This is a genomic window from Escherichia sp. MOD1-EC6819 (genome assembly GCF_002965765.1).
GTDB classification, from domain to species: domain Bacteria; phylum Pseudomonadota; class Gammaproteobacteria; order Enterobacterales; family Enterobacteriaceae; genus Escherichia; species Escherichia ruysiae.
In genome coordinates, this window is the sequence record NZ_PTRG01000001.1 from 257,382 (window position 1) to 274,427 (window position 17,046).

Annotated in this window: 13 protein-coding genes, 1 tRNA gene and 3 pseudogenes; 8 read left to right on the forward strand and 9 right to left on the reverse strand. The window is 48.5% G+C overall.

All coding sequences use genetic code 11. The features are described from left to right. Positions 1 to 142 precede the first annotated feature (142 nt). On the forward strand, positions 143 to 559 hold the full coding sequence (rraB, locus tag A7Z06_RS01280; protein WP_000002947.1) for a ribonuclease E inhibitor RraB: 417 nt from the start codon (positions 143 to 145) through the stop codon (positions 557 to 559). A 45-nt stretch (positions 560 to 604) separates the two neighbouring features. On the opposite strand, the gene A7Z06_RS01285 is transcribed toward rraB, so the two are convergent. Continuing rightward, positions 605 to 1,108, reverse strand: a complete 504-nt coding sequence (locus A7Z06_RS01285) for a GNAT family N-acetyltransferase (RefSeq protein ID WP_010346276.1) — start codon at positions 1,106 to 1,108, stop codon at positions 605 to 607. Between the two features lie 192 nt (positions 1,109 to 1,300). On the opposite strand from A7Z06_RS01285, the gene A7Z06_RS01290 reads away from it, so the two are divergent. Next, positions 1,301 to 2,488: a YjgN family protein gene (locus A7Z06_RS01290; protein ID WP_001014713.1), complete on the forward strand. Its 1,188-nt coding sequence runs from the start codon at positions 1,301 to 1,303 to the stop codon at positions 2,486 to 2,488. 46 nt (positions 2,489 to 2,534) lie between these two features. On the opposite strand, the gene valS is transcribed toward A7Z06_RS01290, so the two are convergent. From valS to pepA, 3 genes are all read right to left on the reverse strand, one after another. Continuing rightward, complete coding sequence (gene valS / locus A7Z06_RS01295) at positions 2,535 to 5,390, reverse strand: valine--tRNA ligase (RefSeq protein WP_000416362.1); 2,856 nt, start codon at positions 5,388 to 5,390, stop codon at positions 2,535 to 2,537. After that, complete coding sequence (gene holC / locus A7Z06_RS01300) at positions 5,390 to 5,833, reverse strand: DNA polymerase III subunit chi (protein ID WP_000786399.1); 444 nt, start codon at positions 5,831 to 5,833, stop codon at positions 5,390 to 5,392. The genes valS and holC overlap by 1 nt, the downstream gene beginning before the upstream one ends. Before the next feature lie 133 nt (positions 5,834 to 5,966). Beyond that, complete coding sequence (pepA, locus tag A7Z06_RS01305; RefSeq protein ID WP_000397144.1) at positions 5,967 to 7,478, reverse strand: leucyl aminopeptidase; 1,512 nt, start codon at positions 7,476 to 7,478, stop codon at positions 5,967 to 5,969. Between the two features lie 153 nt (positions 7,479 to 7,631). On the opposite strand from pepA, the gene ytgA reads away from it, so the two are divergent. The 3 genes from ytgA (at position 7,632) to lptG (ending at position 9,927) form a co-directional block, all read left to right on the forward strand. Continuing rightward, positions 7,632 to 7,682: a protein YtgA gene (ytgA, locus tag A7Z06_RS21920; protein ID WP_211180521.1), complete on the forward strand. Its 51-nt coding sequence runs from the start codon at positions 7,632 to 7,634 to the stop codon at positions 7,680 to 7,682. A 62-nt stretch (positions 7,683 to 7,744) separates the two neighbouring features. Continuing rightward, positions 7,745 to 8,845: an LPS export ABC transporter permease LptF gene (gene lptF / locus A7Z06_RS01310; RefSeq protein ID WP_000584137.1), complete on the forward strand. Its 1,101-nt coding sequence runs from the start codon at positions 7,745 to 7,747 to the stop codon at positions 8,843 to 8,845. After that, complete coding sequence (gene lptG / locus A7Z06_RS01315) at positions 8,845 to 9,927, forward strand: LPS export ABC transporter permease LptG (protein WP_010346283.1); 1,083 nt, start codon at positions 8,845 to 8,847, stop codon at positions 9,925 to 9,927. Before lptF ends, lptG begins: the two co-directional genes overlap by 1 nt. Positions 9,928 to 10,115: 188 nt before the next feature. Here lptG and A7Z06_RS01320 read toward each other — a convergent pair whose 3' ends face one another. Next, on the reverse strand, positions 10,116 to 11,618 hold the full coding sequence (locus A7Z06_RS01320) for a helicase HerA-like C-terminal domain-containing protein (protein ID WP_001294530.1): 1,503 nt from the start codon (positions 11,616 to 11,618) through the stop codon (positions 10,116 to 10,118). Between the two features lie 116 nt (positions 11,619 to 11,734). Next, positions 11,735 to 11,851 (reverse strand): annotated as a pseudogene (locus tag A7Z06_RS01325) (alcohol dehydrogenase); the annotation flags it as partial. A 168-nt stretch (positions 11,852 to 12,019) separates the two neighbouring features. On the opposite strand from A7Z06_RS01325, the gene A7Z06_RS01330 reads away from it, so the two are divergent. Then, positions 12,020 to 12,104 (forward strand) — tRNA-Leu (locus tag A7Z06_RS01330). Between the two features lie 394 nt (positions 12,105 to 12,498). Here the strand turns inward: A7Z06_RS01330 and A7Z06_RS01335 are convergent. Next, positions 12,499 to 12,675 (reverse strand): annotated as a pseudogene (locus A7Z06_RS01335) (transposase); the annotation flags it as partial. A gap of 163 nt (positions 12,676 to 12,838) precedes the next feature. Between A7Z06_RS01335 and A7Z06_RS01340 the strand changes: the two are divergent. Next, positions 12,839 to 13,531, forward strand: a complete 693-nt coding sequence (locus A7Z06_RS01340) for a SinI family restriction endonuclease (RefSeq protein WP_000032527.1) — start codon at positions 12,839 to 12,841, stop codon at positions 13,529 to 13,531. 177 nt (positions 13,532 to 13,708) lie between these two features. Further along, a pseudogene (locus A7Z06_RS01345) lies at positions 13,709 to 14,916 on the forward strand (IS256 family transposase). A gap of 34 nt (positions 14,917 to 14,950) precedes the next feature. Here A7Z06_RS01345 and dcm read toward each other — a convergent pair. Then, complete coding sequence (gene dcm, locus A7Z06_RS01350) at positions 14,951 to 16,183, reverse strand: DNA (cytosine-5-)-methyltransferase (RefSeq protein ID WP_000910483.1); 1,233 nt, start codon at positions 16,181 to 16,183, stop codon at positions 14,951 to 14,953. 80 nt (positions 16,184 to 16,263) lie between these two features. Then, positions 16,264 to 16,983 carry an Eco47II family restriction endonuclease gene (locus tag A7Z06_RS01355; RefSeq protein ID WP_000054478.1) on the reverse strand — a complete coding sequence of 240 codons (720 nt, stop codon included), beginning with the start codon at positions 16,981 to 16,983 and terminating at the stop codon, positions 16,264 to 16,266. Positions 16,984 to 17,046 lie beyond the last annotated feature (63 nt).

A 17,046-nucleotide genomic window follows, 5' to 3' on the forward strand; every position in this document is an offset into this window, starting at 1 on the left:
CGCCGTAATGAATTAAAATTCAATTTATATGGATGATTATTCATTTGCAAGCCTAAAACATAAATCTTTGTCACAAAGGTGGAGGCAATGTCAGTGGTGTGTGACAATAAGAGTATCGGCAGGACATTAAGAGGAATGAGCCATGGCAAACCCGGAACAACTGGAAGAACAGCGTGAAGAAACGCGTTTGATTATTGAAGAATTACTGGAAGATGGCAGCGATCCGGACGCGCTGTACACCATCGAACATCACCTTTCCGCAGACGATCTGGAAACCCTGGAAAAAGCAGCGGTTGAAGCGTTTAAACTCGGTTACGAAGTGACCGATCCGGAAGAGTTGGAAGTGGAAGATGGCGATATCGTAATTTGCTGTGACATCCTCAGCGAATGCGCGTTGAATGCCGATCTGATCGACGCCCAGGTTGAGCAATTGATGAACTTGGCAGAGAAATTCGACGTTGAATACGACGGTTGGGGCACTTACTTTGAAGATCCTAACGGCGAAGATGGCGACGATGAAGATTATGTCGACGAAGACGATGACGGTGTTCGTCACTAATTAATTGATTAAAATGCCCGCTAGTACACACTAGCGGGCATTTTTTTAGAGTTTACGCAGCATCCGCACTTCACAATCGACATGGCCCGTGCAACCAAGTGCGTAATCGATATGTTGAAAACCTAAATGTTCATACAAACCAATCGCTTCTTTTAAAAAAGCGGTCGTTTCCAGATAGCAGCGTTTGAAGCCCATTTCTCGCGCCTGCTCCATCGCCATTAAGGCCAGTTTTTTCGCCAGTCCTTTACCGCGAATAGCAGGAAGAAAATACATCTTTTGCAGTTCGCAAATGTCCGATTCACTACCTGCTAATGGCGCAATCCCGCCGCCACCCACCACTTCGCCATTGTATTCAACTACCCAATACGCATGACTGGGCTGACTATACACTTGATACAATTCGTCGAGATTGGGATCGGCGACGGTGTAGCCTTTATCAGCGGTAAGACCGTATTCTGCGGATACCTGGCGGATGACGCTGGCGATGGCGGGATTATCGGCGGCAGTAAGTTTGCGCAAACGGAGCGCGGGAGAAGTGACAACATTCATAGCATAGCTCAATTTCAAATGTATGATTTATAGCTCACTTTAATACCACCCTCGCTTATGCGGTGCAAGAAGAAGATAAATCAGAAAATATTAAGCATATATCTCTTTGAGAAAGCGTATTCTAGGCGTACCAGTATTAATTTACTGGGATTATTATCTATATGAATAGAATTTATTTTAGGGATATGATTCATGAATGGTGTAAACGTCGGGAAAGATAACTCTCGTCACGCGTTTGTTTTTACAGGCAAAGGTGGTGAGTATTTTCTTATTTGTCTTGTGAATTTTTTACTGACAATTATTACTCTGGGAATATATGGGCCGTGGGCATTGGTGAAATGCCGTCGTTATATTTATCAACATGTGACACTCAATGGGCAACCATTTAGTTATAAGGGAACTGGTGGTGCCATTTTCGTTAGCATGTTCCTTATTATTGTCGTTTATCTTCTCAGTATTTCTTGTTTTTCAGGCCAGCACTTTGTTCTTGGTTTTCTCCTGTTTGCTCTCTTGAGCTGCGGTATTCCTTGCATGGCAGTGAAGAGTCTACAATATCAGGCGAACATGACCTCACTGAATGGCATTCGCTTTGGCTTTAACTGCTCGATGCTCCGTGCATGGTGGGTTATGTTAGGTCTGCCTGTTTTGTTGGCGTTAGCGTTTTGGTTCGCACTGTATCTTATTGCGCAATTGACGACATCGATAGGAGGATTATTCTTTAACTTAGTCGCGTTAAGTTTGCTTTCTGCCATCGGGCTGGGTGTCGTCAATGGTATAACCTACAGTAAATGGATGCCATTGCTGGGTAACAATGCAACTTTTGGCATTCATAAGTTTTCTGTTCAGGTAAACGTAAAAGAATGCATTAAAGGTTGTATGCTCGCAATATTAACCATGGTTCCTTTCATCATTGTGATTGGTATTATGATTGCGCCAGTATTTCAGCAGGTAATGATGATGACCATGTTGGGTAGGTCTGATGCTGGTGGTGAGCTTGTATTGCAATATTACCCACAGATTATGGCTTCTTATTTCCTTTATTTTGTTGCGATTTTTGTTTTTGCCAGTTATCTCTATGTCACGTTACGTAGTTTGTTTCTGAATAACCTGACACTGGCAAATGGAACAATTCGTTTTCATTCGTCCGTTACCACGTTCGGTGTGCTTTTACGCATGTTTGCGGTATTAATGGGTTCTTCAATTACCTGTGGACTGGCTTATCCTTGGCTGAAAATGTGGATGATTAGCTGGATTGCCAATAATACCCATGTGCAGGGTGACCTTGATTCACTGGCGTTAGCGAATGATGAAAAACCGCAGGATAGCGGTCCGTTAATGTGGATATCTCGCGGTATTATGCCGTATGTTCCGTTTATCTAAATAAAAAGGCCGGAGCATTCTCCGGCCTTCGTTTTCACTGTGCGTATTACAGCGCGGCAATAACCGCCTGTTGTTCAATCAGCTTCGCTTTCGCTTCCGCATAACCTTCCAGCTTCTCACGCTCTTTCGCGATGACCGCTTCCGGTGCACGTGCGACAAAGCCTTCGTTCGCCAGCTTGTTCTCGATACGGCTGATTTCACCTTCGATCTTCGCCACTTCTTTTGCCAGACGCGCCAGCTCATCTTCTTTGTTGATGAGTCCAGCCATCGGGATCAGCAGCTCAGCGCCGTCGACGATCTTAGTAACGGAAACCGGACCTTTGTCATCGGCAGGCAGCACGGTGATGCTTTCCAGACGTGCCAGCGTTTGCAGGAAGCCACGGTTTTCATTTACGCGACGTTCTGCATCCGCGCTGCAACCACGCAGCAGCAGCTCCAGCGGTTTGCCCGGAGCAATGTTCATTTCTGCACGGATGTTACGTACCGCAACGATCGCCTGTTTCAGCCACTCGGTGTCGGCCAGCGCCGCTTCATCAACCTGAGATGCATCGTACTGCGGGAACGGCTGCAGCATGATGGTGTCAGCGGTGATGCCGCAAAGCACTTTCACACGCTGCCAGATAGTTTCGGTGATGAACGGAATGATCGGATGCGCGAGGCGCAGCAGACCTTCCAGTACCGTAACCAGCGTGTGGCGAGTACCGCGCAATTCGGCCTCAGTTCCACCGTTCATTACCGGCTTGGTCAGCTCCAGATACCAGTCACAGAACTGGTTCCAGGTGAATTCATACAGAATGCCTGCGGCGATATCGAAGCGGAAACTATCCAGTGCTTCGCGGTACGCTTTGATGGTTTGGTTGAACTCCGCCAGAATCCAGCGATCCGCCAGCGACAGCGTCATTTCGCCACCGTTGAAGCCGCAATCCTGACCTTCTGTGTTCATCAGCACAAAGCGGCTGGCGTTCCACAGTTTGTTACAGAAGTTACGGTAACCTTCCAGACGCTTCATATCCCAGTTGATGTCACGACCGGTAGAAGCCAGCGCCGCCAGGGTGAAGCGCAGCGCGTCAGTACCGTGCGGCTCAATGCCGTTCGGGAACTGCTTCTCGGTGCGCTTACGGATTTTGTCCGCCAGCTGCGGCTGCATCATATTACCGGTACGTTTTTCCAGCAGTTCTGGCAGCGAAATACCGTCGACCATATCCAGCGGGTCAATCACGTTACCCTTGGATTTAGACATCTTCTGGCCTTCGTCGTCACGAATCAGACCGGTCATGTAAACAGTGTGGAACGGCACCTGCGGTTTGCCATTTTCATCTTTGATGAAGTGCATGGTCATCATGATCATGCGGGCAATCCAGAAGAAGATGATGTCGAAGCCAGAAACCATCACGCTGGTCGGGTGGAACTGACGCAGGGCGTCGGTGTTTTCCGGCCAGCCGAGCGTAGAGAAAGTCCACAGCGCGGAAGAGAACCAGGTGTCGAGAACGTCTTCGTCCTGACGCAGGGCAACGTCGGCACCGAGGTTATTTTCTTTACGCACTTCGTCTTCGTTGCGGCCAACATAAACGTTACCCGCTTCGTCATACCATGCCGGGATACGGTGACCCCACCACAGTTGACGAGAGATACACCAGTCCTGAATATCGCGCATCCAGGAGAAGTACATGTTTTCGTACTGCTTCGGTACGAACTGAATATCGCCGTTCTCAACCGCTTCAACTGCCGGTTTCGCCAGTACATCGGCACGCACGTACCACTGGTCAGTCAGCATCGGTTCGATAACCACGCCGCCACGGTCGCCGTAAGGAACGGTCAAATCGTGCGGTTTAATTTCTTCCAGCAGGCCGAGCGCGTCAACCGCAGCAACGACTGCTTTACGCGCAGCAAAACGCTCGAGTTTCTGGAACTCTGCCGGGATTTCGCTGGAATAAACGTCGGATTCGTTGCCTTTGGTATCGAACACCTGGGCGCTTTCACGGATATCACCGTCAAAGGTCAGGATGTTGATCATCGGCAGGGCGTGACGTTTACCCACTTCATAGTCGTTAAAGTCGTGCGCCGGAGTGATCTTCACGCAGCCGGTGCCTTTTTCCATGTCGGCGTGTTCGTCACCAACGATCGGGATACGACGGTTAACCAGCGGCAGAATGACAAATTTGCCAATCAGATCTTTGTAACGCGGATCTTCCGGGTTAACAGCCACGCCGGTGTCGCCCAGCAGGGTTTCCGGACGGGTAGTCGCAACGACCAGATAATCTTTGCCATCAGCAGTTTTCGCGCCGTCAGCCAGCGGATAGCGGATATGCCACATCGAACCTTTCGATTCGCGGTTTTCCACTTCCAGGTCAGAGATAGCGGTGCGCAGTTTCGGATCCCAGTTTACCAGGCGCTTACCACGGTAAATCAGATCTTCTTTATACAGACGAACGAAAACTTCTTTCACCGCATTGGACAGGCCTTCGTCCATGGTGAAGCGTTCACGCTCCCAGTCGACGGAGTTGCCGAGACGGCGCATCTGACGGGTAATCGTACCGCCGGATTCCGCTTTCCATTCCCAAATTTTGTCGATGAAAGCTTCGCGGCCGTAGTCGTGACGGGTTTTACCTTCTTCTGCGGCAATCTTGCGCTCAACGACCATCTGGGTAGCGATCCCTGCGTGGTCAGTACCGACCTGCCACAGGGTATTTTTACCCTGCATACGCTGATAGCGGATCATGGTATCCATGATGGTTTGCTGGAAGGCGTGACCCATATGCAAACTGCCGGTGACGTTCGGCGGCGGGATCATGATGCAGAAACTTTCCTGGCTTTCATCGCCATTAGGCTTAAAGTAGCCCTGCTTTTCCCAGTGCTCGTAAAGCGGCTGTTCGATATCTTGTGGGTTATATGTCTTTTCCATTATTTCCAGGTTGCCGTATTCAGGTTGAAACCAGCCACGCGGTAGGCTTTATAGCGTTCGCGCGCCAGTTGTTTCAGAGAATCTTCATAAGGAACGAAGTCTACCACTTCTGTGAAAGCGGTGGCAAAATCTGCAAAGCTTGTTCGCAGACTAATCAATATATCGCGCGGGCTGCTGCTACGTTTTTGCGGCCAGGCGATCTCCACCGGCGCGCCGCCGCGCGGTCCTTCTCCCGCTAAATTGTGCGGAACAAAACTTTCTGCCGGACGCGCCCACAGGGCTTCATCCAGCCGGTAAGCCTGTTTTTCATCTTCACAGGCGATGAGCACGCGCTTACCGCTGCGCCAACGTTCTGCGGCAATTTCACACACCAGTTGCTCAACGGCGCTTAAGCCATCGACGGTGGTGTCATTGTCCAGAAGGTAGAACGTTGCGTTTTTCATATATGGGGCTTCTTGTGGTGGATTTAAATATTGCTGCATTCCTCACCCTGAAAGATGAGCAATGAATTTCTATTGCGCTCGATCGGTTCCCTCTCCCTTAGGGAGAGGGTTAGGGTGAGGGTAAAACGCAAACTTACTCTTCGCCGTTAAACCCGGCGCGGTTTAACAGGAACTGTGCCAGCAACGCTACCGGACGACCGGTTGCGCCTTTTGCTTTACCAGAACGCCAGGCGGTTCCCGCGATATCCAGGTGCGCCCAGTTGTACTTACGGGTAAAGCGCGACAGGAAGCAACCTGCGGTAATCGCCCCGCCAGGACGTCCGCCAATGTTCGCCATATCGGCAAAATTGGATTCCAGTTGTTCCTGGTACTCGTCACCCAGCGGTAAACGCCATGCGCGGTCGCCAGACTGCTCAGACGCGGCAATCAGCTCATGGGCCAGCGGATTATGGTTCGCCATCAGGCCGGTGATGTGATGACCCAGCGCGATCACGCAGGCACCGGTCAGCGTCGCCACATCAATTACCGCTTCCGGCTCAAAACGTTCAACATAAGTTAATACATCGCACAGCACCAGACGGCCTTCGGCGTCGGTGTTCAGCACTTCTACGGTTTGACCGGACATAGTGGTTAACACATCGCCCGGACGATAGGCACGACCGCCAGGCATGTTTTCGCAGCCTGCCAGTACGCCGATAACGTTAATCGGCAGTTGCAGCTCTGCAACCATGCGCATCACGCCGTAAACCGCCGCCGCGCCGCACATATCGTACTTCATCTCATCCATGCCTTCTGAAGGCTTGATGGATATACCGCCGGAGTCGAAGGTTAAACCTTTACCCACCAGCACAATCGGGCGCGCATCTTCCGACGCGTTGCCTTTGTACTCAATCACCGACATCAGCGATTCGTTTTGCGAACCCTGACCCACCGCCAGATAGGAGTGCATCCCCAGCTCTTTCATTTGCTGTTCGCCGATAACGCGGGTAATGACATTCTTGCTGTAGCTGTCAGCCAGCTGGCGCGCCTGAGAGGCGAGGTAAGCGGCGTTACAGATATTCGGCGGCATATTGCCGAGATCTTTCGCGGCTTTGATCCCGGCGGCAATCGCCAGACCGTGCTGGATCGCGCGCTCACCGCTGGTCAGCTCACGGCGGGTCGGCACGTTGAACACCATTTTACGCAGCGGACGACGCGGCTCGCTCTTATTCGTTTTAAGCTGGTCAAAGCTGTAGAGCGTCTCTTTTGCTGTCTCGACAGCCTGACGCACTTTCCAGTAATTATTGCGACCTTTAACGTGCAGTTCAGTCAGGAAACAGACCGCTTCCATTGAGCCAGTATCATTCAGCGTATTAATGGTTTTCTGAATAACCTGCTTGTACTGACGCTCATCCAGCTCACGTTCTTTGCCGCAACCAATAAGGAGGATGCGCTCGGAGAGCACATTCGGAACATGGTGCAGCAACAGTGTCTGCCCCGGTTTTCCTTCCAGTTCGCCCCGACGTAGCAGGGCGCTGATGTACCCATCGCTGATTTTATCGAGCTGTTCTGCAATCGGAGAAAGGCGACGTGGTTCGAAGACGCCCACGACGATGCAGGCACTCCGCTGTTTCTCCGGGCTACCGCTTTTTACACTAAACTCCATGCACTACGCTCCTGAATCTTAAAGACAACGGCGGTGGCTACAGATAGAATTGCAAGCTTTCGTAACTCATGTCCGCTGTTGCGATGACTTCGTGTTAATCTTAACGTTATTACGGCATTGGCACGTCAGAACAAAATCTGAGAGGTGAATCCGTTGAGTATAATTATCTTAGCGACGATTTCGACGACTCAAGAGAATAAATGACGTTTAAGCCATGAAACAAGCTAAAATCCTGCAAAAGACGAGTTTTTACGGGCGTATTTAAAGTGATAATCATAAGATATCTGGTTCGGGAGACGCTCAAAAGCCAGCTGGCGATACTCTTCATCTTGCTTTTGATCTTCTTCTGTCAAAAGTTAGTGAGGATCCTCGGCGCAGCGGTTGACGGCGACATTCCGGCGAACCTGGTGCTCTCCCTTCTCGGGTTGGGCGTGCCGGAAATGGCGCAGCTTATCCTGCCATTAAGCCTGTTCCTCGGGCTGCTGATGACGTTGGGTAAACTGTATACCGAAAGTGAAATTACGGTAATGCATGCCTGCGGCCTGAGCAAAGCGGTTCTGGTGAAAGCGGCAATGGTTCTCGCGGTGTTCACGGCGATTGTCGCGGCGGTTAACGTCATGTGGGCGGGGCCGTGGTCATCGCGTCATCAGGATGAGGTGCTGGCAGAAGCGAAAGCTAACCCAGGCATGGCGGCGCTGGCGCAAGGGCAATTCCAGCAAGCGACCAATGGCAGCTCGGTGCTGTTCATCGAAAGCGTTGACGGCAGCGACTTCAAAGATGTGTTCCTCGCGCAAATCCGACCAAAAGGTAATGCACGTCCTTCCGTGGTAGTGGCCGATTCCGGACATTTAACTCAGTTGCGGGATGGCTCTCAGGTGGTGACTCTCAATCAGGGAACGCGTTTCGAAGGCACTGCACTGTTACGTGATTTCCGCATCACTGACTTCCAGGATTATCAGGCGATCATTGGTCACCAGGCGGTGGCGCTCGACCCGAACGATACCGACCAGATGGACATGCGTACATTGTGGAACACCGACACCGATCGCGCCCGTGCGGAGCTAAACTGGCGTATCACGCTGGTATTCACCGTGTTTATGATGGCGTTGATGGTCGTACCGCTGAGTGTGGTTAACCCGCGTCAGGGGCGTGTACTGTCGATGCTGCCTGCCATGCTGCTATATCTGCTTTTCTTCCTGATCCAGACCTCCCTGAAATCGAACGGCGGCAAAGGTAAGCTGGATCCGACGCTGTGGATGTGGACCGTTAACCTGATTTATCTGGCTTTGGCGATTGTTCTCAACCTTTGGGATACGGTGCCGGTTCGCCGCCTGCGCGCCAGTTTTTCGCGTAAAGGAGCGGTGTGATGCAACCTTTTGGCGTACTTGACCGCTATATCGGTAAAACTATTTTCACCACCATCATGATGACGCTGTTCATGCTGGTGTCACTCTCCGGCATTATCAAATTTGTCGATCAGCTGAAAAAAGCCGGGCAGGGGAGTTACGACGCGTTAGGCGCAGGAATGTATACCCTGCTGAGCGTGCCGAAAGATGTGCAAATCTTCTTCCCGATGGCGGCTCTGCTGGGTGCGTTGCTTGGTCTTGGGATGTTGGCGCAACGCAGCGAACTGGTGGTGATGCAGGCTTCTGGTTTTACCCGTATGCAGGTAGCGTTGTCGGTAATGAAAACCGCCATTCCGCTGGTATTGCTGACGATGGCGATCGGAGAATGGGTCGCGCCGCAGGGCGAGCAGATGGCACGTAACTACCGTGCGCAGGCGATGTACGGCGGCTCGTTGCTCTCTACCCAGCAAGGCTTATGGGCGAAAGATGGCAACAACTTTGTTTACATTGAGCGGGTTAAAGGTGACGAAGAGTTAGGGGGTATTAGTATTTATGCCTTTAACGAAAATCGTCGTCTGCAATCTGTGCGCTATGCCGCTTCCGCGAAGTTTGATCCTGAACATAAAGTCTGGCGTCTGTCGCAGGTTGATGAATCTGACCTGACCAATCCAAAACAAATCACCGGTTCTCAGACCGTGAGCGGCACCTGGAAAACCAACCTCACGCCAGACAAACTGGGCGTGGTGGCGCTGGATCCGGATGCACTCTCCATCAGCGGTTTGCACAACTATGTGAAGTATCTGAAGTCGAGCGGTCAGGACGCCGGACGTTATCAGCTCAACATGTGGAGCAAAATCTTCCAGCCGCTATCCGTGGCGGTGATGATGCTGATGGCACTGTCGTTCATCTTCGGTCCACTGCGTAGCGTGCCGATGGGCGTGCGCGTGGTTACCGGTATCAGCTTCGGTTTTGTGTTCTATGTACTGGATCAGATCTTCGGCCCGCTGACGTTGGTTTACGGCATCCCGCCGATCATCGGCGCACTGTTGCCAAGTGCAAGTTTCTTCTTAATCAGCCTGTGGCTGTTAATGAGAAAATCGTAACCAGATGAGTGAAGAAAGGGAGCGAAAGCTCCCTTTTACATTGTTGGCAAAGTGCGCTTTGTTCATGCCGGATGCGGCGTGAATGCCTTGTTCGGCCTACAAAATCATGCAAATTCAATATATTGCAGTGGCGTAGGCCTGATAAGACGCGATAGTGTCGCATCAGGCAAAGACAAATCGCACCAGACTTACCTTTTTCTCCCCCCAAGCAAGCTCCCCAGCACACCGCGTATAATCTGGTTCGTGACCTGGCGGGCGGCACTTTTCGCCATAGTCTGTACTACGCCATCTTTCTTTCCGCCACGCGGTCCGGTAGTGCCAAACAAAATGTCCTTTAACCCACCGAGAATACCGTCATCCACAGCCATCTCTTTTCCTTTGGCTGGTGGATTATTTTGCTGTTCGGTACTGGTTTGCACACCTTTTTGCAGCATCTCATAGGCAGATTCCCGATCCACGTCATCTTCATACTTGCCATACACCGGGGAGTGATTAATCAGGCCGTTACGCTCATCTTCTGTCACCGGTCCCATCCGTGAACAAGGTGCAATCACCATTGCACGCTCCACCACAGAAGGACTACCTTTCGCATCAAGAAATGAGATCAACGCTTCGCCGGTTCCCAGCTCCTGGATCGCCTTTTCTGTATCAAACGCTGGATTGGGTCGCATGGTTTGCGCTGCCGTCTTCACCGCTTTCTGGTCTTTCGGCGTAAAGGCGCGCAGAGCGTGTTGAACGCGATTCCCCAACTGCCCAAGCACGTTGTCGGGTATATCCGAAGGGTTTTGCGAGACAAACCAGACGCCCACGCCTTTCGAGCGGATAAGCCGTATGACCTGCTCAATTTTATCCAGCAGCACTTGCGGTGCATCGTTAAACAGCAGATGCGCCTCGTCGAAGAAAAAGACGAGTTTCGGTTTATCCAGATCCCCCGCTTCCGGCAGTTGCTCATACAATTCAGAAAGCATCCACAGCAGACTGGCAGCGTACAGTTTTGGCATCTGGTAGAGCTTTTCGGCGCTAAGGATATTGATAACGCCTTTGCCGTTAGCATCGGTACGCATCCAGTCTTTGATATCCAGCATTGGCTCACCAAAGAAATGCGTCGCTCCTTGCTGCTCCAGCGACAGTAATCCGCGTTGGATTGCACCAACAGATGCGTTACTGATATTGCCATACTGATTCTGGAATGATTTGGCGTTATCTCCGATGTACTGGGTAATAGCCCGAAGATCTTTAAAGTCGAGCAACAACAGTCCCTGATCGTCAGCAATGCGGAAGATGATATCCAGCACGCCAGTTTGCACGTCGTTAAGATTTAACAGTCGTGCAAGCAACAGCGGCCCCAGATCGGAGACCGTTGCCCTTACTGGATGGCCTTTCTCACCAAAAATATCCCACACCACCGCTGGATTCGAATGCGGTTGCCAGTCGTTGACACCGATACTTTTTAACCGAGCGAGCAGTTTTTCCGAGGTCGTACCTTCCTGTGCAACCCCGGTCAAATCGCCTTTCACATCGGCCATAAACACAGGTACACCGATTTCTGACAGTGATTCCGCTAGTTTTTGCAGCGTGACAGTTTTACCCGTCCCCGTTGCGCCAGTAATCAGCCCGTGACGGTTAGCCATAGCGGGTAATAAAAACAGTTCCGTGTCAGGCGTGCGTGCAATTAAAAGTGGTTCGCTCATGAGATTTCCTCCAGTTCCCTGCCTGGAGTATAGGCACGGTTGAAAAGTTTTCACCACTAAATTCAGCCGATTGCGAGATGTCTTAAAGGCCGGGCAGAATCGACCTGGTAAAGGGATCAGAAGACAGCTTTCAGAACCACGCGGTAGCGCGCCTTACCGTCACGTACATGCTGGATGGCATCGTTAATTTTCGACATCGGGAACAGTTCGGTTGTTGGTGCGACTTTGCTGTGGGAAGTGTAGACCATGGTCGGGTGGGGTTCCTGGAGTGTGATAGAGGTTACACATCGTGGAAGACAATGCTGAAATTTTCAGCACTTAGCGAGGCAGGCGTAAGCTGGCGCTTGCATGGTGACGCGTGACAGGTATAATCCACAACGTTTTCCGCATACCTCTTCAGTGCCGAAGTGGCGAAATCGGTAGACGCAGTTGATTCAAAATCAACCGTAGAAATACGTGCCGGTTCGAGTCCGGCCTTCGGCACCATACCGTATGCAATAACATGTTTTTCAACGAGTTGTGGTGAAAACCCTGTCTATTGCTACTAATCTTTTCCCGTAATCTATTACCTTGGACTGCCGCTATGGTTGATGATGGTAATGGGAGATCTTAACTGTAACGGCCTCTAGTTGTACTGCTCGAACAGGTATTAAAAACTCGAAGCTGATGACGATACCACGTCTATAAATCCTTCCAAAGCAGACTAACTAAGCATTCAAGCCCGATGTGCTGTCTTCCTGTATCTGATTTTGAGATCTGAATGGCGGCGTAAACAAGTCTATGGTGGTGTGTATCTGTAAACGATATGCAGGCTCTGCCAGCATTTCAGCCATGCCCCTGCAAAGGTACACAGTTATCCTGATAATGTTCCGGAGTTATCGGGGGAGGCTTTGGGTGTTTTGCCCTGACACTCATTACGCAGTTGTTTGACCCACCTTGTAATCGTGGAAAGGCCGACATCCATAGCTTTGAAGGTATCTGCCACTGTGTAGTTCTGGTCAACAACCAGTTGAGTGGATTCGCGTTTGGATTCTGGACTAAAACTTCTTCTTTTCATTGGTGCACCTGTGTTGTTATGAGGTGGGCTTATCACTTCTGTTCAGGTGGCCAAATTCAGTAAACCACGACATAAGTTGTGAGAGAGTAAAACTTTTGCTGTAACTTTCAAAGTCAGAAAATTATACTACATCCAAACACTTAATGGATGTCGGGAGAATACAATGTCAAAAGAGACGTCTTTTGTTAAGAATGCTGAGGAACTTGCAAAGCAAAAAATGGATGCTATTAACCCTGAACTTTCTTCAAAATTTAAATTTTTAATAAAATTCCTGTCTCAGTTTCCTGAAGCTTGCTCTAAACCTCGTTCAAAAAAAATGCAGAATAAAGTTGGTCAAGAGGAACATATTGAATATTTAGCTCGTAGTTTTCATGAGAGTCGATTGCCAAGAAAACCCACGCCACCTACAACGGTTCCTGATGAGGTGGTTAGCATAGTTCTTAATATAAGTTTTAATATACAGCCTGAAAATCTTGAGAGAATAAAAGAAGAACATAGATTGTCGATGGCTGCTGAGAATATTGTAGGTGATTTGCTTGAAAGGTATCTTGCTGAAAAACTAGAACCTTCTGGATGGATATGGTGTTCAGGCACAAGTGTTAAAGCAGTTGATTTTATTCACTATGATGAAAAAAACAATGAATGGAACCTGCTCCAAGTTAAAAATAGAGATAATACCGAAAACTCATCGAGTAGTAAGATTAGAGATAATACAACAATAAAAAAATGGTTTAGAACTTACTCACAGCGTGATGCTACTAATTGGGAAAATTTTCCAGATGAAGTATCATCTAAGAATTTAAATGAAGAAGACTTCAGAGCTTTTGTTAAAAATTATTTGGTAAAAATAATATAAAGAGGAGGAAAACACTTCATTTTTATCATAATAATTATTCTGGAATAAATCTAACGCATCCAACATAGAGTAAGAATAAAAGGGTAGGCCATGAAACCTACCCTGTAGAGACTGTGATTAAAATTGTGTAATTGCCTGATTTTGATATGTTCACTCCAGTAACGGAGACAGGCAATTATGGACGAAAAGAAACTCAAAGCCCTTGTGGCTGAACTGGCTAAAGGCCTTAAAACCGAAGCAGATCTCAATGCTTTTTCCCGCATGTTGACGAAGCGTACCGTCGAAACGGCGCTCAATGCGGAGCTGACTGACCACCTCGGGTATGAGAAAAATGTGCCCAAAACAGGCTCAAACACCCGCAATGGCTACTCGTCAAAACGGTGTTATGCGATGACGGCGAGATCGAACTGAACACGTCGCGTGACCGTGAAAACACCTTCGAACCGCAGTTGATTAAGAAGCACCAGACGCGCATTACGCAGATGGACAGCCAGATTTTATCCCTCTACGCCAAAGATATGACTACCCGCGAAATTGTCGCCACCTTCAAAGAGATGTACGACGCAGATGTGTCACCCACGCTGATATGTAAAGTCACTGATGCGGTCAAAGAGCAGGTTGCAGAATGGCAAAATCGACCTCTGGATGCACTGTATCCCATTGTTTACCTTGACTGTATCGTGGTGAAAGTTCGTCAAGGTGGCACCGTAATTAACAAAGCGGTGTTCCTTGCACTCGGTATTAATACTGGAGGCCAGAAAGAGTTGCTGGGCATGTGGCTGGCCGAGAACGAAGGGGCGAAGTTCTGGCTGGGTATGCTGACAGAGCTTAAGAATCGGGGGCTTCAGGATATCCTTATTGCCTGCGTGGACGGTCTGAAAGGCTTCCCGGATGCGATAAACAGCGTGTATCCGCAGACGCACATCCAGTTGTGCATCATTCATATGGTGCGCAACAGCCTGAAATACGTATCGTGGAAGGACTACAAAGCCGTCACCGGCGGGTTAAAAACGGTGTATCAGGCGCCAACAGAAGAGGCGGCGCTAGTGGCACTGGAGCAGTTCTCGGATGTCTGGGACGATAAATACCCGCAAATCAGCAAAAGCTGGCGTGCGCACTGGGAAAATCTCAACACGTTCTTCGGCTATTCGCCCGATATCCGCAAGGCCATCTACACCACGAACGCTATCGAATCGCTGAACAGCGTGATCCGTGCGGCCATTAAGAAGCGTAAAGTGTTCCCGACTGACGACTCGCTGCGGAAGGTCATTTCTCTGGCGATCAAGGATGCATCAAAAAAATGGAATATGCCAATCCAGAGCTGGCGGCTGGCGATGAGTCGCTTTATTATCGAGTTCGGTGACCGCCTGAGCGATCACCTTTAATATGGCAGCAATTACACAGAATTATTTACAGGGTCTATCTTTTATTTATCTTATCTAAAAGATGTACCACAGATTTGCCAACAGCAAATGACAGATTAACAGGAACAGCGTTTCCTATTTGCTTATATTTCGCTGACATTGGGCCTTCAAATACCCATTCATCGGGGAAGGTCTGTATTCTTGCATACTCACGCACAGTTAATGGTCTTGTTTCTTCTGGGTGGCAACGCTCTGTTTGTTTCTGTGCTGGGGCGCATGTTAATGTTAGGCTTGGTTCATCCCATGACAAGCGACGAGCCATACCAGTTTTGCCCCCACCTAAGTAAAAACTCTTGAGCATGTATTCTTTTTGAATATCTTCAGGAAGATCTCTCCAGTAGCCACCGGGAGGAACCATACTTAGGATCTCTGCTTTTCTTTTGGGATATTTTTGTCCTTCAGATTCTGGCACGTCGCTATCGTACAGCTCTCCCTTTTTTAATGCATCTTTAAGGGTTAATATTTTATTGTAAGAAGAAGGCCACTCATAATCGATGCCATCAGCAAGATCATTTCTTACAGCTACAATGATCAAACGCTCGCGTTTTTGCGGTACTTTGTAGAAAATAGCCTTAAGCACTCTTGGCTCAAATAAAGTGTAGCCCAAGTCTGTGATAATATTTTTTATTGTTTCTAAAGTTCGTCCATCATCATGATTTAGCAACCCTCGAACATTCTCTGCTAAAAGAACTTTCGGATTGATTTCTTTAGCGGCTCGGGCGAATTCAAAGAAAAGGGTGCCCCGTGTATCTTCAAAACCAAGTTTTTTGCCTGCATAAGAGAATGCCTGGCAAGGAAAGCCACCAGCCAGCACATCAACGGTATTCCTATAAGGGGTGAAGTCTACTTGGCTCACATCACCTTCAACCACATTCCATTCAGGCCTATTTTTTCGTAACGTCTTACAAGCATGGGAGTCAATTTCATTTAGTAAAACAGATTTTAAACCGGCTTTTTCTAAACCTAAAGCCATCCCCCCTGCGCCAGCAAATAACTCTAATACAGTATAAACATTATTGCTTATTTTAGTCTCATCAGGCCACTGGCTTTTAAATAAAAACTGAGCTTGTTCAAAATTTTTAAGTTGCTCTTTTTTATAAAATCGATAGTTGTTTTCGTCATTTCTTTGAGAAACTAATTTTCCAGCAGTATCCCAACGCCTTAAAGTTTCTTTTGAAACGCCCAAAATGTCTGCAACTTCTGAAAGTGAAAACTCTTCCTTTAACATATTTAGTAACCATGCCAACATTAGTCATGGTTACTACTGTATGGGTTTACATGTGCTTTGTCAAACATTGATCATGGTTATCAGCCGTAAGCGAGCCCAAAATACTTAATAAAACTATCTTTATCAGGGATGGAAAAACCTTGCTGCCCAAGACGTTCGCTCAAAATATACTCAATTGCGTGAGGGAGAGCACTATGGAGTTCTTGCAGAGCATCTGGTCTGCCAGTGACAAGCTCATAGAAACTCGCACCATCAATGATTCGAATGTTAGGGTTCGAAGGACACAGAGTACCACTACCTTTATTGGAAGGGGTAAAGGGGCTGTTATATCTGATAGGTTTACGAGGGATTATATTAACAAAGTACGCACAGTAATCCTTAAATCGGCTATGTTTCGGTGATACCAACTCATCTAAGCCTTTATATTTATCTGCTAAATCCCCGCCAGTAACCGTTGAGTATTTATTTTTCACCTCAGCGATGATTCTTCTTTCTTCGTTGAGAAGATCAACGATGCCACCAATCCCCATATCCCTCCATCCTTCAACATGGCCGAGAATTTTTTGGTGAAACGTACCAACATGATTTTGAATGGTTTTCTGCTGTTGTCGTGCAAGTTCGGAGTTTCGCCACTCTTCATGGGATGAGAACCCCGGAGCTTCAAAAAGTGCACCAAAAGGGTCAATCACATTGCTGGTAAAAGTCTTCTCAGCGGCGTCTTTTTTCTTTTTAGCTTTCGTTAATAAGGTTTCAACTTCGTTAAAAAGATCTTCATCACTGATATATTCAAGTAATGACATAGTTGTCTCTCCATCATTCTTTATAATTCAATAAGTTTTTCGCGTAATAACCTTTGGGGACTA

Coding starts and splice junctions, on each gene's coding strand:
- rraB (WP_000002947.1), top strand. CDS start 143: ATGGCAAACCCGGAACAACTGGAAGAACAGCGTGAAGAAACGCGTTTG.
- A7Z06_RS01285 (WP_010346276.1), bottom strand. CDS start 1,108: ATGAATGTTGTCACTTCTCCCGCGCTCCGTTTGCGCAAACTTACTGCC.
- A7Z06_RS01340 (WP_000032527.1), top strand. CDS start 12,839: ATGTCAAAAGAGACGTCTTTTGTTAAGAATGCTGAGGAACTTGCAAAG.
- lptG (WP_010346283.1), top strand. CDS start 8,845: ATGCAACCTTTTGGCGTACTTGACCGCTATATCGGTAAAACTATTTTC.
- A7Z06_RS01355 (WP_000054478.1), bottom strand. CDS start 16,983: ATGTCATTACTTGAATATATCAGTGATGAAGATCTTTTTAACGAAGTT.
- dcm (WP_000910483.1), bottom strand. CDS start 16,183: ATGTTAAAGGAAGAGTTTTCACTTTCAGAAGTTGCAGACATTTTGGGC.
- holC (WP_000786399.1), bottom strand. CDS start 5,833: ATGAAAAACGCAACGTTCTACCTTCTGGACAATGACACCACCGTCGAT.
- pepA (WP_000397144.1), bottom strand. CDS start 7,478: ATGGAGTTTAGTGTAAAAAGCGGTAGCCCGGAGAAACAGCGGAGTGCC.
- valS (WP_000416362.1), bottom strand. CDS start 5,390: ATGGAAAAGACATATAACCCACAAGATATCGAACAGCCGCTTTACGAG.
- A7Z06_RS01320 (WP_001294530.1), bottom strand. CDS start 11,618: ATGAGCGAACCACTTTTAATTGCACGCACGCCTGACACGGAACTGTTT.
- A7Z06_RS01290 (WP_001014713.1), top strand. CDS start 1,301: ATGAATGGTGTAAACGTCGGGAAAGATAACTCTCGTCACGCGTTTGTT.